The sequence below is a fragment of the Pseudomonas sp. SWRI179 genome, from assembly GCF_014268705.1.
Classification (GTDB): domain Bacteria; phylum Pseudomonadota; class Gammaproteobacteria; order Pseudomonadales; family Pseudomonadaceae; genus Aquipseudomonas; species Aquipseudomonas zanjanensis.
Genome location: NZ_JABWRA010000061.1, coordinates 17,837 through 35,379 on the forward strand (window position 1 = coordinate 17,837; position 17,543 = coordinate 35,379).

General features: G+C 62.7%; 15 protein-coding genes. 11 read left to right on the forward strand and 4 right to left on the reverse strand.

The window, feature by feature from the left end:
* Positions 1-76 precede the first annotated feature (76 nt).
* From HU767_RS25230 to HU767_RS25275, 10 genes are all read left to right on the forward strand, one after another.
* Positions 77-511 (forward strand): response regulator, encoded by a 435-nt coding sequence (locus HU767_RS25230; RefSeq protein WP_186730759.1) that lies wholly within the window; start codon positions 77-79, stop codon positions 509-511.
* Between the two features lie 114 nt (positions 512-625).
* Positions 626-1,240 carry a response regulator transcription factor gene (locus tag HU767_RS25235; RefSeq protein WP_225917599.1) on the forward strand — a complete coding sequence of 205 codons (615 nt, stop codon included), beginning with the start codon at positions 626-628 and terminating at the stop codon, positions 1,238-1,240.
* Positions 1,241-1,496: 256 nt separating this feature from the next.
* Positions 1,497-2,363 (forward strand): pirin family protein, encoded by an 867-nt coding sequence (locus tag HU767_RS25240; RefSeq protein WP_186730760.1) that lies wholly within the window; start codon positions 1,497-1,499, stop codon positions 2,361-2,363.
* A gap of 185 nt (positions 2,364-2,548) precedes the next feature.
* Complete coding sequence (locus HU767_RS25245) at positions 2,549-3,991, forward strand: mechanosensitive ion channel family protein (protein WP_186730761.1); 1,443 nt, start codon at positions 2,549-2,551, stop codon at positions 3,989-3,991.
* Between the two features lie 292 nt (positions 3,992-4,283).
* Positions 4,284-4,724, forward strand: a complete 441-nt coding sequence (locus HU767_RS25250) for a carboxymuconolactone decarboxylase family protein (protein ID WP_053123536.1) — start codon at positions 4,284-4,286, stop codon at positions 4,722-4,724.
* A 245-nt stretch (positions 4,725-4,969) separates the two neighbouring features.
* Positions 4,970-5,392 carry an HPF/RaiA family ribosome-associated protein gene (locus HU767_RS25255; RefSeq protein WP_186730762.1) on the forward strand — a complete coding sequence of 141 codons (423 nt, stop codon included), beginning with the start codon at positions 4,970-4,972 and terminating at the stop codon, positions 5,390-5,392.
* Between the two features lie 10 nt (positions 5,393-5,402).
* A complete protein-coding gene (locus HU767_RS25260) occupies positions 5,403-6,578 on the forward strand; it encodes a hypothetical protein (RefSeq protein ID WP_186730763.1) in 1,176 nt (391 codons plus the stop codon).
* A gap of 204 nt (positions 6,579-6,782) precedes the next feature.
* Positions 6,783-7,283 (forward strand): sigma-70 family RNA polymerase sigma factor, encoded by a 501-nt coding sequence (locus HU767_RS25265; protein ID WP_186708703.1) that lies wholly within the window; start codon positions 6,783-6,785, stop codon positions 7,281-7,283.
* Positions 7,284-7,320: 37 nt separating this feature from the next.
* Positions 7,321-8,304 (forward strand): FecR family protein, encoded by a 984-nt coding sequence (locus HU767_RS25270; protein ID WP_186730764.1) that lies wholly within the window; start codon positions 7,321-7,323, stop codon positions 8,302-8,304.
* A gap of 97 nt (positions 8,305-8,401) precedes the next feature.
* On the forward strand, positions 8,402-10,840 hold the full coding sequence (locus HU767_RS25275; RefSeq protein ID WP_186730765.1) for a TonB-dependent siderophore receptor: 2,439 nt from the start codon (positions 8,402-8,404) through the stop codon (positions 10,838-10,840).
* A 208-nt stretch (positions 10,841-11,048) separates the two neighbouring features.
* Here the strand turns inward: HU767_RS25275 and HU767_RS25280 are convergent, their stop codons facing one another.
* Complete coding sequence (locus tag HU767_RS25280) at positions 11,049-12,200, reverse strand: MFS transporter (protein WP_186730766.1); 1,152 nt, start codon at positions 12,198-12,200, stop codon at positions 11,049-11,051.
* A gap of 189 nt (positions 12,201-12,389) precedes the next feature.
* Here HU767_RS25280 and HU767_RS25285 point away from each other — a divergent pair, with 189 nt between their 5' ends.
* Positions 12,390-13,382 carry a diaminopimelate epimerase gene (locus tag HU767_RS25285; protein ID WP_186730767.1) on the forward strand — a complete coding sequence of 331 codons (993 nt, stop codon included), beginning with the start codon at positions 12,390-12,392 and terminating at the stop codon, positions 13,380-13,382.
* A 248-nt stretch (positions 13,383-13,630) separates the two neighbouring features.
* Here the strand turns inward: HU767_RS25285 and codA are convergent, their stop codons facing one another.
* The 3 genes from codA to HU767_RS25300 form a co-directional block, all read right to left on the reverse strand.
* Entirely contained in the window at positions 13,631-14,878 is a 1,248-nt protein-coding gene (gene codA, locus HU767_RS25290) for a cytosine deaminase (protein ID WP_186730768.1), read from the reverse strand.
* Positions 14,879-14,890: 12 nt separating this feature from the next.
* Complete coding sequence (gene codB / locus HU767_RS25295; protein WP_186708713.1) at positions 14,891-16,162, reverse strand: cytosine permease; 1,272 nt, start codon at positions 16,160-16,162, stop codon at positions 14,891-14,893.
* A gap of 279 nt (positions 16,163-16,441) precedes the next feature.
* Positions 16,442-17,272, reverse strand: a complete 831-nt coding sequence (locus HU767_RS25300; RefSeq protein WP_186708714.1) for an alpha/beta hydrolase — start codon at positions 17,270-17,272, stop codon at positions 16,442-16,444.
* Positions 17,273-17,543 lie beyond the last annotated feature (271 nt).

Genomic DNA, 17,543 nt, shown 5'->3' on the forward strand with positions numbered 1-17,543 from the left:
CGCTTCCTCTAGCCTGAGCGCCCTTAATGTTCTTGAGCCGGTGCCTACCTGGCGCGTTGCTATTGGAAAGCTTGCCATGCCGAACAAAGCACTTCGTATCCTGATTGCCGATACCCAACACACCCATCGAATCGTGCTGGAACGTCTGTTCAATCAACAAGGCTACTTCCGGATTGTCCCCGTGAGCCATTTGCAAGAGTTGCTGACGCTGGTGGAGTACGGCAGCGAGCCGTTCGACCTGATTGTCGTCAACGCGCAGTTGGCAGGCGAGGCGCTGGATTTGCACGATTTTGTTGTCTATAACCCACAGGTTCGCCACGGGATGCTTTACAACGCGCAATCGGCCAGTCAGTCGCCGGTGCCTGTCGCGCGTCGATCGAACCTGCATCTGAGCCCGGCGCCACTGCCGGACCTGGCTTCGCTGCGGCGTTTGATGGAGCAGGTTGATCCTCAGGTCCATGAGCCGTTGCAGGCGTGGGCGCGCGCCCTCAGGCAGGGTCATGGACACTGAACCCGACCGTCGGTCCGCACTGTCAGGTCTGACAGGTGGCAAGGCCAGGCACTTGTGCAAGAGTCCGGTGCGGTCATGGCGCCGGTGCCGTTTGTATTGTTTTGGGGAGTTGCCTTGAAAGACGTGTTGATCGTGGATGACCACCCTGTCATACGAGGGGCGCTGCGGCTCATTTGCCAGAATGAGGCATTCACCCACATCCGGGACGCCAGCGGGGCGGCCGATGCCAGGGCCATCATCAAGGAGGGCGCGCCGGACCTGGTGATCCTGGACCTGGTGATGAACGGTTTCGATGGCCTCGACCTGCTGGTCTGGATCATGGCCCAGTTTCCTGAATGTAGCGTGTTGGTGTTCACCTCCCAGGACGCTCAGCACTTCTGCAACCGCTGCATCTCGGCCGGGGCCCGGGGGTTTGTGACCAAGAAAAGCGACTTGAAGGAGCTGACCAAGGCCATCCAGGCGTTGAAGTCCGGTTATGCCTATTTTCCCCAGACATCCGTCCGGCTGGATTTCCAACAACGCAGCGAACAGCAGGCCCTGGAAAGCCTTTCCACCCGCGAACTGTCCATCTTGCGCATGCTGGCCATGGGCATGCGTGGCAAGGACATCGCCGAAAGCCTGTTCTTGAGCCCGAAAACCGTCAGCACCTACAAGACGCGCCTGTTGGAAAAACTCGGCTTGCAATCCCTGGTGGGGCTATCGGAGTTTGCCAAGCGCAATCACCTTTGAATGAGTGACACCGAAACCTGTGGGAGCGGGCTTGCTCGCGAATGCGGTGTGTCAGCAAGCATTTACTTCACTGACACTCCGCATTCGCGAGCAAGCCCGCTCCCACAAGGGGAAATGTGGGGACATTGTAGTTTTTCCAGATGCTTAATCGTTCTCTGGATAGAACGCTAAAGCCGGTTTTTGCCGTCTAGTGCTTCAAGGGTGTCGGTTTTAAGCTATCTCCATCGAGTTGCAACACCTGATTTGGAGACACGGCATGAAAAACATCATCGGCCTCTACACCAGCCCGCGGCCCCATTGGGTCGGCGATGGCTTCCAGGTGCGCACGCTGTTTTCCTACGACAACCTGGGCAAGCACATCAGCCCGTTCCTGCTGCTGGACCACGCCGCCCCCACCGAATTCACGCCCACCACCGAGCGGCGTGGCGTCGGCCAGCACCCGCATCGTGGGTTCGAAACCGTGACCATTGTCTACCAGGGCGAACTGGAGCACCGTGATTCCACCGGCAGCGGCGGCAAGATCGGTCCCGGCGACGTGCAATGGATGACTGCCGCTTCCGGCATCATCCACGAAGAGTTCCACTCCGAAGCCTTCGCCCGGCAGGGCGGCTTCATGGAAATGGTCCAGCTGTGGGTCAACCTGCCCGCCAAGGACAAAATGGCCCCGGCCGGCTACCAAACGATCCTCAAGGGCGACATTCCGAACATTGCCCTGAAGGACAACGCCGGCAGCCTGCGCCTGATCGCCGGGCGCTTCGAAGGGCATCAAGGCCCGGCGCGGACCTTCACGGCCATCGACGTCTGGGACATTCGCTTGAATGCCGATAAGAACCTCACCCTTGACCTGCACGAAGGGCACAACACCGCCCTGGTGGTGCTGCGGGGCTCGGTCCAGGCCAATGGCCGCGAACGGATCGAGGCCGGACAGATGGCCCTGTTCGACCGGGCCGGCGACCAATTAAGCCTGCAAGCCAATAATGACGCGGTGGTGCTGCTGCTCAGTGGCGAGCCGATCGACGAGCCCATCGTCGGCCATGGTCCGTTCGTGATGAACAGTGAACAGGAAATCCACCAGGCCTTCGAGGATTTCCATTCTGGACGCTTTGGCCGGATGCAAGACTGACGCTAGCCACGCAGGGCCAATGTGGGAGCGGGCTTGCTCGCGAAGGCGGTGTGTCAGCAGACATTTACTTCACTGACACACCGCCTTCGCGAGCAAGCCCGCTCCCACAGGAGTCTTGTGGGGGATCTCTACAGCGTCTTCAATCTGTGCCAATCTTCGCCAATCGCCCTCCTGGAGCTGTTCCGATGCTGTTTCTGATCTCCGAGCACCCGTTGCTCTGTGCCCTGGCACTGCTGGTGTTCGACTTGTTGATGTGGCACTTGGTCAGTGCGGATCGGATCTATTGGAAAGTCGGCGCAAGGCTGGTGATTTTTTCGCTGTTCAGCGTGCTGCTGTTCAACGAAGGCCTCAACCCCATGGTGCCGGCGCAGTGGGTCGACGATGTGCCTCGGCACCTGGCGGCGACCGGTTTGCAGATCACCTGGTGGCTGTTCGCCGCGCGAACCCTGACCGTGCTGATCGTGGCGGCGTTGATGCAACGGGTCGGCCACACCGGGCGCTTGTTGCAGGATTTGCTCGGCGCGGTGATTTTCCTCATCGCCGTCATCGCGGCACTTGCCTATGTGCTGGATCTGCCGGTCAAGGGCGTGCTGGCGACGTCCGGCGCAATGGCGATCATCGTTGGCCTGGCCTTGCAGAGTACGCTCAGCGATGTGTTTTCCGGCATCGTGCTCAATACCACCAAGCCCTACCAAGTCGATGATTGGATTTCCATCGATGGCACCGAAGGCCGGGTCACCGACATCGACTGGCGTGCCACGCGATTGCAGACTTCCCAGGGCAGCATGGCGGTGATCCCCAACTCGCTGGCGGCGAAAGCCAAGATCGTCAACTTCAGCCGACCCGCCGATATGCATGGCTTGGCCATCAGTCTCCAGGTCAGTCCCCATGCGCGTCCGCAAAAGGTGATCGACGCGTTGGAGCGGGCAATGATCGGTTGTCGTGCGCTGCTTGCCACTCCGGCGCCCTGTGTCACGCTCAAAAGCACCGGTAGCGGCGGGGCGGAATACGAGATCAGCGGATTCGTGGCGTCGATGGGGCAGAAGCGGGAGGTGCGCAATCAACTGTTCGACCTGGCGTTCCGGCATTTGCAAGCGTCGGGCGTGAGTCTGTTGTCCACCAGCGAAAGCACGGCCTCCATCGGCGTGTCGCGCCCTCGGGCGCTGCTGGAAAGCTCGAGCATTTTTTCGACGCTACGCCCGGACGAAAAAGATGTTTTCAGCCAGAACATGACATTACAAAGCTTCCGCGCCGGCGATGTGATCCTGGCGGCGGGAGAGGTCAGCGATCATCTGTTCATCATTGAATCCGGGGTGGTCAGCGTGACCCTCATGCGCAACGGCCAGCCACTCGAGGGCGGGCGCATGGGGCCAGGGGAGGTGATCGGCGAAGCCGGGATCGTCGCCGAGCAGGCGGCGCTGGCTAATTTTAACGCCAAGACCTTCTGCACTCTTTACCGCATCGAGAACAGCTACCTCAAGCCGTGCCTCGAAGCCCGCCGCGACATCAACGACGCGATGAAAAACCTGCTGGACGTGCGCATGCACCTGGCCCAGAACCTGACCCGCGAAGCCCCCAAGCCGATCGCCAAGAAGCGCTTTTTGCAATGGTTGCGTAGCCGGGCCTGAAGCACTCTCGAACGCTCACGGCCCCCTGTGGCGAGGGAGCTTGCTCCCGCTGGGTCGCGAAGCGGCCCCAAAACCTGCCGAATGCGCAGCACCAGGCACACCGCACCGGCCGGTTTACGACTGCTGCGCAGCCGAGCGGGAGCAAGCTCCCTCGCCACAATGGCTTGCGTCCATTTCCAGGTTGAGCCTCGGCCTTCATTGGCCACCCGAACTTCCCAACAATTGGCTATTTGTACCGCGCCCCTGCACCGCTAACGTAGCGCTACACCCAATTGCTGTCCTGGAGTTCACCATGCAACCGCGCATCGATTTCTACACCGCTTCCCCCGACGCTTTCAAAGCCATGCTGGCCCTGGAAAATGCCGCCTCGAACCTGGGCCTGGAGAAGTCCCTGCTGGAGCTGGTCAAGCTGCGTTCCTCACAGATCAACGGCTGCGCCTTCTGCATCGACATGCACACCGCCGATGCCCGCAAGGACGGCGAGACCGAACGTCGCCTGTACGCCGTGACCGCCTGGCGTGAAGCGCCATTCTTCACCGGCCGCGAGCGCGCCGCGCTGGCCTGGACCGAAGCCCTGACGCGCCTGAGCGACACCCACGCGCCGGACGCCGACTATGCCTTGCTGAGCGAACATTTCAGCCCCAAGGAAATGGTCGACCTGACCGTGGCGATCAACGCCATCAATGGTTGGAACCGCTTGGCGGTGGGCTTTCGCAAGATGCCTGAGGCCTGAGACGCCTCGATCCAGAAAGGGTGAGCCCTGTGGGAGCGAGCCTGCTCGCGATAGCGGTCTGACAGTTCATGCACCATTGACTGACACACCGCCATCGCGAGCAGGCTCGCTCCCACAGATTGATCATCGATAGGCTCTTTCCTAGGCGCCCAGGCTCCAGTCATCCCGCGCTGGGAACTTCGCCCGTTTGATCTTCTTCTACCTACAACAGGCGGCGTAAGCCGTCTTTTGCAAAGGAGTCGATCATGCAAGTTCAAGTCAATAGCAACGATATCGAAGGCAGCGCCCGCCTGCAGGAGTGGGTGGGCGGTACGGTGGTGGACACGCTGCAGCGTTTCGAGGGGCAACTGGCCCGGGTTGAAGTTCATGTCAGCGATGAGAATGCCCAAAAGGGCGGCGCTGCCGACAAGCGCTGCCAGATCGAGGCACGCCTGCAAGGGCTCTCGCCGATGTCTGTCTCCCACAAGGCCGCAAGCCTCGAACTGGCCGTGGAGGGCGCCGCCGATAAAATGCTGCACGCGCTCGATCATCAGATCGGCAAACTCAACCCCGCCATCGAACCGATGGGACGCGTGACTGCGCCCACTGATGAAGCACCACCCGAGGTGGTGGACGCGATGCTGGAGGAAGATTTCCTCGAAAACCAAGAGGCGCGTGGCAAAGAATAAGGAGGCGATCATGACCGCTCATCAACCTTTCAGCCGGCAGGTATTGGCCGAACTCCTGGCGTTCGACGAACAGCCGAGTCTTTCGTTGTACATGCCCACGCACCGTACATTCCCTGAACGCAGCCAGGACCCGATCCGCTACAAGAACCTGGTTCGCGACCTGCAGGCGCAACTGGAACAACAGCACCCGGACCTTGACGGTGCGCCGTTGCTCCAGTCTTTTCACGCGTTGGTGGACGACCAGGACTTCTGGAACTCTAATCGGGACGGCATTGCGGTGTTTGGCGCCCGCGACTACTTCAAAGTCATTGCGGTGAATCAACGCTTGCCGCAACGCGCCGTCGCCAACAGTCACCCTTATCTCAAGCCGTTGTTGCGGCTGGTCCAATCCACCGACCGTTATCAAGCGCTGTGCCTGACCCGCAACGAAGTCTGGCTGTATGAAGGCTCCTCGGAGCAGCTAGAGAAAATCGAGCTGGCCGAACAGGTGCCGCGCAACCAGAACGAGGCCCTGGGCGACGAGCTGACCCCGGGCAACCAACAGGGTTTTCCTAACGGTTTCAGCCGCAGTGGCGAGCGTGGCGATGCGATGATGCATGAGGCCGCCGGCGGCGGTAAGCAGGACGAAATCAACCTCGACCGCGAGCGGTTTTTCCGCGTCGTGGATAAAGCGATCCTGCAATACCATTCGCAACCTTCAGGGCTGCCGATGATCCTGGTGGCCCTGCCGGAGAACCAGGCCGTGTTCCGTGCCGTCAGCCACAACTCGCAACTGCTGGCCCAGGGGATCGAGATAGACCCGTCCAGGCTTGGCGTCGAGGCGTTGCGTGTCCACTGCTCGAAGCTCATGGCCCACAGCTATGCCGATCACGTTGTCGACAGCTTGAATCGCTACGGCATCGCGGTGGGGCAGGGACGGGCACTGGATAACCTGGCCGACGTCGCCAAGGCCGCCTGGGAAGGCCGCGTCGCGCTGCTGCTGGTGGAGGCCGAGCGCCAGGTTCCTGGCCAGCTCGACCTGGACAAGGGACGGTTGCTGATTGACGAGAGCGGCGATGAACTGGCCCCGGATGTACTGGATGAACTGATCCTGGCCGTGACCCGGCAGGGGGGCGAAGTGGTGGTGATTCCACCCGAGCATGTGATGCCAACCGACACGGGCGCGGCGGCGGTGTGCCGGTTCTAGTTCAATCGTGGTTTAGCGCTAAACCCTGTGGGAGCGGGCTTGCTCGCGAAAGCGGCGTGTCAGGCGACATCATTCTTGAATGTGCTGCCGCCTTCGCGAGCAAGCCCGCTCCCACATTATTTTTATGTCAGGCGGTCGGACGGCGTTTGCTTCCTATTAATAGGAAGCATTACTATTCACGCCCCGTTTCCACAGCGCGCCGTGATGACCCCCAAGCTGCCCCGCAGACCCGGCTTTTTCGAGCATTACGAAGAGTTGATCGGCACCTGGACCCGTCGCCTGCGCAATCGCCAGCAGGCCGAGGACCTGGCCCACGACACCTTCGTACGGGTGCTTGAGGCCGATTCGAGCGGGGTCGAGCTGCCGCGGGCCTATTTGCATCAGACGGCGCGCAACATTGCAGTGGATGGCTATCGGCGCGAAGATCGACGGGGGGCCATGGAAGAGGCTGTCATCGACCCTGGTCAGTCGTTTTCGGGCGACCCGGAGCATTTCATGCACGCGATCCAACTGGCGGACTCCATCGAGCGGGCGCTTGCCGAGCTGCCTGCCAACTGCCGCACGGTGTTCGTCTGGCAGAAGATCGAAGGCCTGACCCAGGCGGAAATCGCCGAGCGCCTGGGCCTGTCAAAAAACATGGTGGAAAAGTATATGATCCGCACCCTGCGGCATCTGCGCGATCGCCTGGACGGACCAGGCCAATGATCCGTCGCCCTCTTTCACCTGAGCCACAGGACCTTCCATGATGGATAGCCGTGAATGCCCGTGCGGGCAGGACAGGGTTCGCGACGCGGCGGCGCATTGGTTCGTGCGTTTGCAAGCGCCCGCCATGAGTATCGAGGAGCGCCAGGCTTTCAACGCCTGGCTGGACGAACATCCCAACCACCGCGACGAAATCCAGTTGCTCCAGGGCATCTGGAGCGCCACCGACCTGCTGCCCAAGGAACGCCTGCAAGCCTTGTGCGAACCACCTGCCGAACGTCCCAAGCGTCGGCCGCTGTTGCGCTACGCCGTCGCCGCCGGGTTGTTCGCGGTAGCCCTGGGGTTGGGGCTGTTCAGCGGCTTGAGTTCTTCCACCGACTACAGCGGCGAATACGCCACCGCCTTCGGCGAGCGTCGGCATATTGCCCTGCCGGACGGCTCGGTGATCGACCTCAACAGCCGCAGCCGCGTGCGGATTGAATTCGCACACCGTCAACGCCGGGTGGAACTGGCCGAAGGCGAGGCCTTGTTCACGGTCGAGCATGATGCGGGCCGGCCCTTCACCGTCGAGACGGGCAACGGCCAGGTGACGGTGACCGGAACGCGCTTCGATGTGCGCCGTGACGCCGACAGGACTCGGATTGCGGTGGCGCAGGGCAGCGTCAAGGTCCAGGGACGCGCCGCGCCCCCGGCTCGGTTCGTCAGCCTGACGGCGGGTCTGGGCACCCAGATCGATGCCCAGGGCCAAGTCGCCACGCCTTACGCGGTCAACGCCGAGGCGCTCACCGCCTGGCGCAGCGGCAAACTGGTGTTCGACAACGCGCCGCTCAAGGATGTGGTTGAAGAAGTTTCCCGCTATCGCACCCAGCCCCTGCGGGTCGGCAGCGCGGCGGTGGGCAACCTGCGCCTGACCAGCGTGTTCCGCGCCGACGATCCCGAGGCACTGCTCAAGGCGCTGCCGAACATCCTGCCGGTGGCCGTGCGCACGCTGGATGACGGCAGCCAGGAAATAATTGCGAAATAAATTCAGGTTTTTTCCGAGTTCATCGTCTTCTTGTCCAACTGCAACTGGTTTGCATTAACAGACGCGTATTCTTGCGATCAACAGGACAAGGTTCGACGTGAAAAAAACCGCCAAACACCACAACCGTACCCCGGCACGCTGGCTGCCGCTGGCCCTGACCCTGGCGGTCAGCGCCGCAGTGCCCCAGGCGTTCGCCGACCAGGCCGCCACCGCCATTCACATCCAGGCGCAGCCGTTGGGCCAAGCCTTGAGCCAGCTCGGCCAGCAAACCGCGTTGCAGGTGTTCTTCAGCCCCGAGCTGGTGGCGGGCAAGCAAGCGCCGGCGGTGGACGGCAACCTGTCCCCGGAGGCAGCCTTGAGCCAATTGCTCCAGGGCAGCGGCCTGCAATACCAGATCGATAATGGTTCGGCGACCGTGTTGCCGGCGCCCTCGGCCTCCAGCGCTGGCCCGCTGGAACTGGGTGCCACTGAGATCCAGGTAGTCGGTGACTGGCTCGGCGACGCCAATGCCGAGGTGGTGCAGAACCACGCCGGTGCGCGTACGGTGATCCGCCGCGAAGCGATGGTGGAGCAGGGCGCCATGAATGTCGGCGATGTGCTGCGGCGCGTACCGGGTGTGCAGGTCCAGGACGCCAACGGCACCGGCGGCAGCGATATTTCCCTGAACGTCGGCGTGCGCGGCCTGACCTCGCGCTTGTCGCCACGCTCCACGGTGTTGATCGACGGCGTACCGGCGGCATTCGCGCCCTACGGCCAGCCGCAACTGTCCATGGCGCCGATTTCCTCGGGCAACCTGGACAGCATCGACGTGGTGCGCGGCGCCGGTTCCGTGCGCTACGGGCCGCAGAACGTTGGCGGGGTGATCAACTTCGTGACCCGTGCCATTCCGGAAAAAGCCACCGGTGAAATCGGCACCACCCTGGAAACCTCCCAGCGCGGTGGTTGGAAGCACATCGACACGGCCTTCCTCGGTGGCACTGCCGACAACGGCCTGGGCGTGGCGCTGTTGTATTCGGGCGTCAACGGCAACGGCTATCGCCAGAGCAACAACGGCAACGACATCGACGACGTGATCCTCAAGACCCATTGGGCACCGACCGACGTCGACGACTTCTCGCTGAATTTCCACTATTACGACGCGAAGGCCGACATGCCCGGTGGCCTGACCCAGGCCCAATACGATGCGGACCCGTACCAGTCCGTCCGCGACTGGGACAACTTCAGCGGCCGGCGCAAGGACGTGTCGTTCAAGTGGATCCGCGAGATCAACGAGCGCACCCAAGCCGAGGTGCTGACCTATTACTCTGACAGCTACCGTGGCAGCACCATCGCCTCCCGGGATCAGCGCAACCTGGTGTCCTACCCGCGCACCTATTACACCTTCGGCATCGAGCCTCGGGTCTCCCACGTGTTTGACTTGGGGCCGACCACCCAGGAAGCCAGCGTCGGTTATCGCTACTTGAAGGAAGGCATGCACGAAGAAGCCAGCCGCCTGGCGTTGCTGGATAACCAGCCAGTGGTGGGCCCGGGTTCCGACGGCCACGTCTACCAGGACCGTACCGGCGGCACTGAAGCCCACGCGGTGTATATCGATGACAAGATCGATGTCGGCAAATGGACCATCACCCCGGGCATCCGCTTCGAAAGCATCAGCACCGAATGGCACGACCGTCCGGTGCTCGACACCGCCGGCCGTCCCGTGCAGGAAAAACGCCGCAGCATCGACAGCAACGAGCCGCTGCCGGCCCTGAGCGTGATGTATCACCTGTCGGACGCCTGGAAGCTGTTCGCCAACTACGAAACCTCGTTCGGCAGCCTGCAATACTTCCAGCTCGGCCAGGGGGGCGACGGCAACAACACCGCCAACGGCTTGAGCCCGGAAAAGGCCAAGACCTACGAGATCGGAACGCGTTACAACGATGACGTGTGGGGCGGGGAAGTGACGCTGTTCTACATCGACTTCGACGACGAGCTGCAATACATCAGCAACGACGTGGGCTGGACCAACATGGGCGCCACCAAGCACCAAGGCCTGGAAGCTTCCGTGCACTACGACATGGCCGCGCTCGACCCTCGCCTCGAAGGCCTCACCGCCACCGCCGGTTTCACCTACACCCGGGCGACGTATGAAGGTGAGATCCCCAGCTTCAAGGGCCGTGACCTGCCGTTCTATTCCCGCCAGGTGGCCAACATGGGCCTGCGGTACGAGGTCAACCGCTGGACCTACAACCTCGACGCCTTCGCCCAGTCCAAGCAACGCTCACCGGGCAACAGCGTGAACGCCGATGGCAGCTTCAGCGGCGACTACATCACCGATGGCACCGCCGATGGGCAATACGGCGACATGCCGGGTTATGTGCTCTGGAACGTGCGCGCCGGCTATGACTTCGGCGAGCAACTGTCGAACCTGAAAGTCGGCGCCGGGGTGAAAAACCTGTTCGACCACCAGTACTACACCCGCTCCAGCGACAACAATTCGGGCATCTACGTCGGCGCACCGCGCACGTTCTTTGTGCAGGCGAGTGTGGGGTTCTGATCTGGAACCCAGATTCCAGGGGCTGAAAACAGCTTTTGCAGCTCAATACCCTCCTGTGGCGAGGGAGCTTGCTCCCGCTGGGCCGCGAAGCGGCCCCAAAACCTACTGAACACCGCATCCACAGGTTTACGACTGCTTCGCAGCCGAGCGGGAGCAAGCTCCCTCGCCACAGGGAATGGGATGAGGCCTCAACAAGCGGTGCCAGGCCTCAGACCTTCAACACTTTCCCACTGGCCGCCACCGCCACCAGCGATAGCGCAATCAGCCCGAAGGCAATGCTCAAGCTGCTGCCATGGGCAACGAAACCGATCAGCGCCGGGCCGGCGAGGATGCCGGCGTAGCCGATGGTGGTGATGGCCGGCACGGCGATCGCTTCCGGCATCAGGGTCTGTTTGCCGACAGCGGTGTACAACACCGGCACGATGTTCGAACAGCCGGCGCCCACCAACGCATACCCCAGCAACGCTGCTTGCCACATCGGTGCGAGGGTCGCCAGCAGGAACCCCGCCGCAGCGATCGACCCGCCGTAGATGATCACGCGTCTGGCGCCCAGGCGATGCACCACCGCGTCGCCGGTCAGGCGGCCGACGGTCATGGTCAGCGCGAACGCGGCATAACCCAACCCGGCATAGGCGGTATCCACCGCGCGCTCGGTGGTCAGGAACACCGCGCTCCAGTCCAGCACCGCGCCTTCAGCCAGGAACACGATGAAACACAGGATGCCGATAAACAGCACCACGCCATGGGGAATGGCAAACGCCGGTCCCGAGCTTTCACTGCCATACGGCAACAGGTGCGGCGCCGCCTTGAACAACGCCACCAACAGCACCCCATTGACCACCAACGTCGCCCCCAGCGGCGAAAGTCCCAGGCCGAGCAGGGCGCTCACTCCGGCTGCGCCAATGATCCCGCCAAGGCTGAACATGCCGTGGAAACCCGACATCATGGTCTTGCCGCTGGCCCGCTCGACGATCACCGCTTGCAGGTTCACGGTCGAGTCCACGGTGCCGAGCCCGGCGCCAAACAGGAACAGCGCAGCCACCAGCCAGGGCAGGGAGGTCATCGTCGCCAGCAACGGCAACGCCAGGCAGATCAGGATCGTGCCGCCGCTGAGCACCCGACGGCAGCCGAACCGCGTCGCCAGCGCGCCGGAAATCGGCATCGCCAGGATCGACCCGACCCCAAGGCATAGCAGCAGCAAGCCGAGGGTGCCTTCATCCAGGTTCGCCCGCACCTTGGCGTAAGGCACCAGCGGCGCCCAGGCGGCGATGCCGATGCCGGCGATGAGATAGGCGATGCGGGTGGACATTTGTTCCAGGCGTCCGGGGACAAAGGTAGGCGGGGGCGTGATGGCAGTCATGAAACGTCCTTGGCTTTCGTGCGGTGCGGTGCGGTGATGCAGGCAGGGGGCCTATGCTTGCATATCCACTGACCGCACCGCGACCCCAAGGTGCCGACGGGAATGGCCGGGTTGCCCAGCCAACTTTGCTCCCCCGGCCTTTGCCGACATAAAGTAGCGGTCCTTGCAGGTTGATATTGGGTCTGGTCCATGACGCAGTTTTATGACGCACGCGGCAATATTTATGGGGTCGTTTCACCGCAGCAGGTGCGTGATCACGGCATTGCTCTGCCCCAGTCAGCCGCCCAGGCCGCACAGGCTCGCGAATCCTGGGCAACGGCGGTCGTGCACGCCTTCTGCGCCTGGGCGCCGGGCGAAGCGCCGCCGGATGCCAAGGCCCATCGCAGTGATGGTTTGCTGATTGGCCCGTTCCAGAATGAGCCACCCTTTGATCTGTTGATCGTCAATACCGACGGGACATTGGCCGAGCGCAGTGGCAATGGCTTGACGATTTTCTCCCAGGCCCTGCAAGAACAAGGCTTGATGGCGGCGCCTGGTGATTGCGTGCTGCAGGTTCATCACGATAAACCCGACGGCGTGTCACCGCTGCAAACCTCGGTTCGCGCCGCTGGATTCGAAGGGGTGCAAGGTTTCTGGCTGGACCTGGGCAAACCGCTGTTCGGGCCCCAGGCCGTTGGCGCCCAGGAGGTCGAGCGGGTGATGTTCAACCAGCATGATGTCAGCCGTGTGGCGGCGCTTGAACGGTTGGACCCGGCGTGGGGCAACAGTCAGTTCGTGAGCATGGGCAATCCGCATTGCGTGACGCTGGTGGAGGGGGGCGAGGCGTTGCCAAGCAATGCGCAGATGCGTGCTGCGGCGCTGTCACGGGGCTTGACCCGCATCGCTTATGCGGCGCCCGGTGGGGCTGGTGTTCCATGCACCAGGGGGGTGAATCTGCAATGGGCCCGGCTCGAAGCCGAAGGGCAAATCGCCGCCCGGGTGTTTGAGCGGGGCGAAGGCCCTACCGCGTCCTCGGGCACCAGCGCCAGCGCCGTGGCCAGTGCCGCCTGGCGGGTGGGTTGGGTGAAGGCGGGGGCGGTGAGGGTGGTGATGCCCGGCGGTACGGCGCCGATCTTGTTGGAGGAAGAGGCGGGGGAGCTGGTGCGGGTCAGGTTGTTTGGTGCGGCGCGGCTTGTGCCATAAGCGCTTCTGGACGTTTTGCGGTGTGGCCGAGGCCGTCTTCGCGAGCAAGCCCGCTCCCACAGTGGACCAGTGTCGGACACAACATTTGTGATCACCGAAGGCCCCTTGTGGGAGCGGGCTTGCTCGCGAAGACGGTGGCACATCCAACCTTGATGCAACTGACCCACCGCTATCGCGAGCAGGCTCGCTCCCACAGTGGATCGGTATTGGACACAACTCTCATGGCCACTGAAGATCCCTTGTGGCAGTCAGCCTGGCTGCTGGGCAAACTCCACCACCGGCATCTGCCGCTTCATCAGCACTTCGCCATTGCGAATCGAGTAGAGCGGCAACCCTTGGCTGCGAATCACTTCGTAATCGCTGTCCGCTGAAAGGATCAGCAAGTTCGCCGGGCGGCCCGGTTCCAGTCCGTAGCGCTCGCCCAGGTTCATGGTCTTGGCGCTGTTGTCGGTGACCAGGTCGAGGGCGCTTTGCAGGTTGCGATAGCCGAGCATGTGGCAGATATGCAGCCCCGCTTCCAGCACCCGCAGGATGTTGCCGTTGCCCAATGGGTACCACGGGTCGACGATGGAGTCCTGGCCGAAACACACATTCATCCCGGCTTCGAGCAGCTCATTGACCCGGGTGACACCGCGGCGTTTGGGGAAGGTGTCGAAGCGGCCTTGCAGGTGGATGCTTTCGGTCGGGCAAGAGACAAAATTGATGCCCGAGTGCCCGAGCAGGCGGAACAGCTTGGCGCAATAGGCGTTGTCGTAGGAGCCCATCGCCGTCGTGTGGCTGGCGGTGACGCGGGCGCCCATGTCGCGGCTGCGGGCTTCTTCGGCGAGCACTTCGAGAAAGCGCGAATGCGGGTCGTCGGTTTCGTCGCAATGTACATCCACCAGGCACCCGGTACGTTCGGCCAGGTCCATCAGGAACTTCACCGAGCTGACGCCTTGGTCGCGGGTGTATTCGAAGTGGGGAATGCCGCCCACCACGTCGGCACCCATGCGGATCGCTTCTTCCATCAGCTCGCGGCCGTTGCGGTAGGACTCGATGCCTTCCTGGGGGAACGCGACGATCTGCATGTCGATCAAGTGACGGCTTTGCTCGCGCACCTCCAGCATTGCCTTGAGGGCGGTGAGTTCGGGGTCGGTCACGTCGACGTGGGTACGCACATGCTGGATGCCATGGGCGGCGAGGGCCTGGATGGTTTTCTTGGCGCGGGTGCTGGTGTCTTCCTGGGTGATGGTGGCCTTGCGTTCGCCCCAGCACTCGATGCCTTCGAACAACGTGCCGCTCATGTTCCAGCGCGGCTCGCCGGCGGTGAGGGTGGCGTCCAGGTGGATGTGCGGTTCGACGAAGGGCGGGACCACCAGGTTGCCGCCGGCATCGAGGTCTTCCGGGCCGAGGCTGGGGGCCTCGGTCTGGCGGGCGATGCTGGCGATCAGGCCGTTTTCCAGGTGCAGTTCATGCAAGCCTTCGCGGTTGCGCAGGCGGGCGTTGATGATGTGCATCGGGCGAATCCTTTATAGGTCTTGTAGGGGCGCGTCAGCGGTGCGGGTACCCATTACGCCGATCAATAGCACATACGTTAGCGCGCCGGTGGCGATTCCTACCAGTGGCGCGACCCACGGCGAATTGAACGCGGCGAGCGTGCCGAGCCCATAGGCCGCCAGCCCCGGCCAGTTGAACGCCGGCAACCGGGCTTCGGCCAGGCGCGGATAACGGCCGCGCCAGCGGAAGAAGAAATCGGCCATGATCACCCCGCCAATGGGCGGGATCACGGTGCCCAGCAGAATCAGGTACGGCACCAGCAGGTCATACATGCCCAGCAGCGCCAGCAACGTGCCGATCACCGCGCCGCCGAGGGTCACGGCTCTGCGCCGGCGGGTGCGCAGCAGGTTGCAGCCGGCCACGGCGAAGTTGTAGATAGTGTTGTCCTGGGTGCTCCAGATGTTGAGCAGCAGCATCGCCATCGCCGCCATGGCGAAGCCCTGCAGCAGCAACACTTCGACCACGTCCGGTTGTTGATAGACGATGGCCCCGTAGGCGCCGATCAGCACCATCAAACCGTTGCCCAGGAAAAAACCGATCAGGCTCGCCAGCACCGCGACCTTCGCCGAGCGGGAGAACCGCGTCCAGTTGGTCGCCTGGGTCGCGCCGCTGACGAAGGTGCCGAACACCAGGGTGATGGCGGTGGACCAATCGAGGCTGCCGGTGGGCACCACCGCCAGCAAGCCCTCGAAGCCACCGACCTTCACCGTGGCGACCCACATCGACAGCATCAGCAGCAACATCATGGCCGGCACGGCGAGATACGAGAGAATTTCCAGGCCACGATAACCAACATAGGCCGTGGCACAGAACCCCAGGCCGAACAGCACCATCAGCCACAGCACCGTGCCCTGGCCCAATTCGAAATACTTGCCCAGCACCACCGCGGCTGTCGCCGTGCCCCAGGCATACCAGCCGATCTGGGTGAACCCCAGGATCAAGTCACTGAGCTTGCTGCCCACCTCGCCGAAACAGAAACGGCCCATCAATACCGAATTGAGTCCGCTCTTGAAGGCGATGTAACCCAGGCCGGCGGCATAGAGGCCCAGCAGCAGATTACCGATGACGATGACCGTGAGCATCTCGGCAAAACTGAACGCCACGCCGAGCTTGCCACCGGCAAACATCGTGGCGGTGAAAAAGGTGAAACCCAGCAGCACCATGGCCGTGGAAGCCAGGCCCTTGCGCGCGTGCAGCGGTACTTCGCTCAGGGGATAGTCATTGCCCGGATCGTTCTGAGTCATGTGGCGGTCCTTGCGGAAGAGGGGATGTCGCAAGCGTGCAGCGGCCGTGCCAAACGGGTGAGCGTGAGGTTATTTATAGACAATCCTGGGGATTGGGTGGGCGAAGGGGGCGAAAGCGGTGCGGTGGTGATTCAAGTTGGAACACAGTTCTCTCTGCCTACGATCTCTCCCTTGTGGGAGCGGGCTTGCTCGCGAAGGCGGTGTGTCAGCCGATGTATTCATAACTGATACACCGCCTTCGCGAGCAAGCCCGCTCCCACAGGGGGAATGCAGTGTTCTTCAGGTCGGGGAACGCAACGCCAGAAACCGCAACACCGCCGCAACCACCGCTTCCGGCGCATCTTCCTGGACCAGATGCCCGGCATTCGGCACCGGGTGCAGTTGCGCCCCTGGAATCAGTTGGTGCAGGGCTCGGCCGCGCTCGATGGGGATCCACTGGTCCTCCTCACCCCAGAGGATCTGGGTCGGGCAGCGCACGGTCGGGTACAGGCTTTCGACCTCGCGGGTATAGCGCTCGTCCATCTGGGCGATCTGCCGGTAGAGCGCCGCCTGGCCCGGTTCGCCAAGCCATGGTTGCACGTAGGGCGCCAGTTCGGCGTCCGGGATGTCCCGTTTGATCGCGCCGCGAATATAGGTCGGCACGATGGCCCGTTGGATGTAGTCGGGCAGGCCGCTGAAGGCCGCTTCGTGCTGACGGACATGCTGCACGAAGGGCGAACCCCAGGGCGATAGCGCCACAGGATCGATCAGGGTCAGGCTGCGATAGTCCTTGCCGTTGAGCAAATGCGTACGCAGGACCGTGGCGCCGCCGAAGTCATGGGCCACCACGTCCGGGCAATCCAGGCCCCAGTGCTCCAGCAATTGCGCAAGCAGATGGTTTTGCACACCGAGGGACACGTCGGCATCGGGCTGGGCGGACTGGCCATACCCCAGCAGGTCGAAGTAATGCACCCGGTGGGTGGCGAAGAACAGCGGGGCGATGCGGTGCCACACGTAGGAAGAGAAGGGCGTGCCGTGGACGAACACCAGCGGCGGGCCATCGCCGTGGATGGCATAGCGGATGGGGTGTCCGTTGAAGTCGTAAGTTTGATCCAGCGGCCAGTGGGTCATGTTTGATACTCCCCTGAAAATGGCTCAGGGGACCAAGCATAGGCCAATGCGATTCAGCAGGGGAGACACCTTTGTGGCGAGGGAGCTTGCTCCCGCTGAGGCGCGAAGCGGCCCTGAAACCTGGCGGCGCGGTGTTTCAGGCGGATTGAGTGGCCTTTTGGATGGGGCTGCTTCGCAGCCCAGCGGGAGCAAGCTCCCTCGCCACAGAAGGCTCCCAGGCCAGGAAGCAGCACCTGTCTTATTCGCCGTGGTAAATGCAACCGCTGGTGCA

Bases quoted from the DNA above. Each gene is read 5' to 3' on its own strand.
- HU767_RS25230 (WP_186730759.1), top strand. From the start codon at position 77: ATGCCGAACAAAGCACTTCGTATCCTGATTGCCGATACCCAACACACC.
- HU767_RS25240 (WP_186730760.1), top strand. From the start codon at position 1,497: ATGAAAAACATCATCGGCCTCTACACCAGCCCGCGGCCCCATTGGGTC.
- HU767_RS25245 (WP_186730761.1), top strand. From the start codon at position 2,549: ATGCTGTTTCTGATCTCCGAGCACCCGTTGCTCTGTGCCCTGGCACTG.
- HU767_RS25250 (WP_053123536.1), top strand. From the start codon at position 4,284: ATGCAACCGCGCATCGATTTCTACACCGCTTCCCCCGACGCTTTCAAA.
- HU767_RS25255 (WP_186730762.1), top strand. From the start codon at position 4,970: ATGCAAGTTCAAGTCAATAGCAACGATATCGAAGGCAGCGCCCGCCTG.
- HU767_RS25260 (WP_186730763.1), top strand. From the start codon at position 5,403: ATGACCGCTCATCAACCTTTCAGCCGGCAGGTATTGGCCGAACTCCTG.
- HU767_RS25265 (WP_186708703.1), top strand. From the start codon at position 6,783: ATGACCCCCAAGCTGCCCCGCAGACCCGGCTTTTTCGAGCATTACGAA.
- HU767_RS25270 (WP_186730764.1), top strand. From the start codon at position 7,321: ATGATGGATAGCCGTGAATGCCCGTGCGGGCAGGACAGGGTTCGCGAC.
- HU767_RS25280 (WP_186730766.1), bottom strand. From the start codon at position 12,200: ATGACTGCCATCACGCCCCCGCCTACCTTTGTCCCCGGACGCCTGGAA.
- HU767_RS25285 (WP_186730767.1), top strand. From the start codon at position 12,390: ATGACGCAGTTTTATGACGCACGCGGCAATATTTATGGGGTCGTTTCA.
- codA (WP_186730768.1), bottom strand. From the start codon at position 14,878: ATGCACATCATCAACGCCCGCCTGCGCAACCGCGAAGGCTTGCATGAA.
- codB (WP_186708713.1), bottom strand. From the start codon at position 16,162: ATGACTCAGAACGATCCGGGCAATGACTATCCCCTGAGCGAAGTACCG.
- HU767_RS25300 (WP_186708714.1), bottom strand. From the start codon at position 17,272: ATGACCCACTGGCCGCTGGATCAAACTTACGACTTCAACGGACACCCC.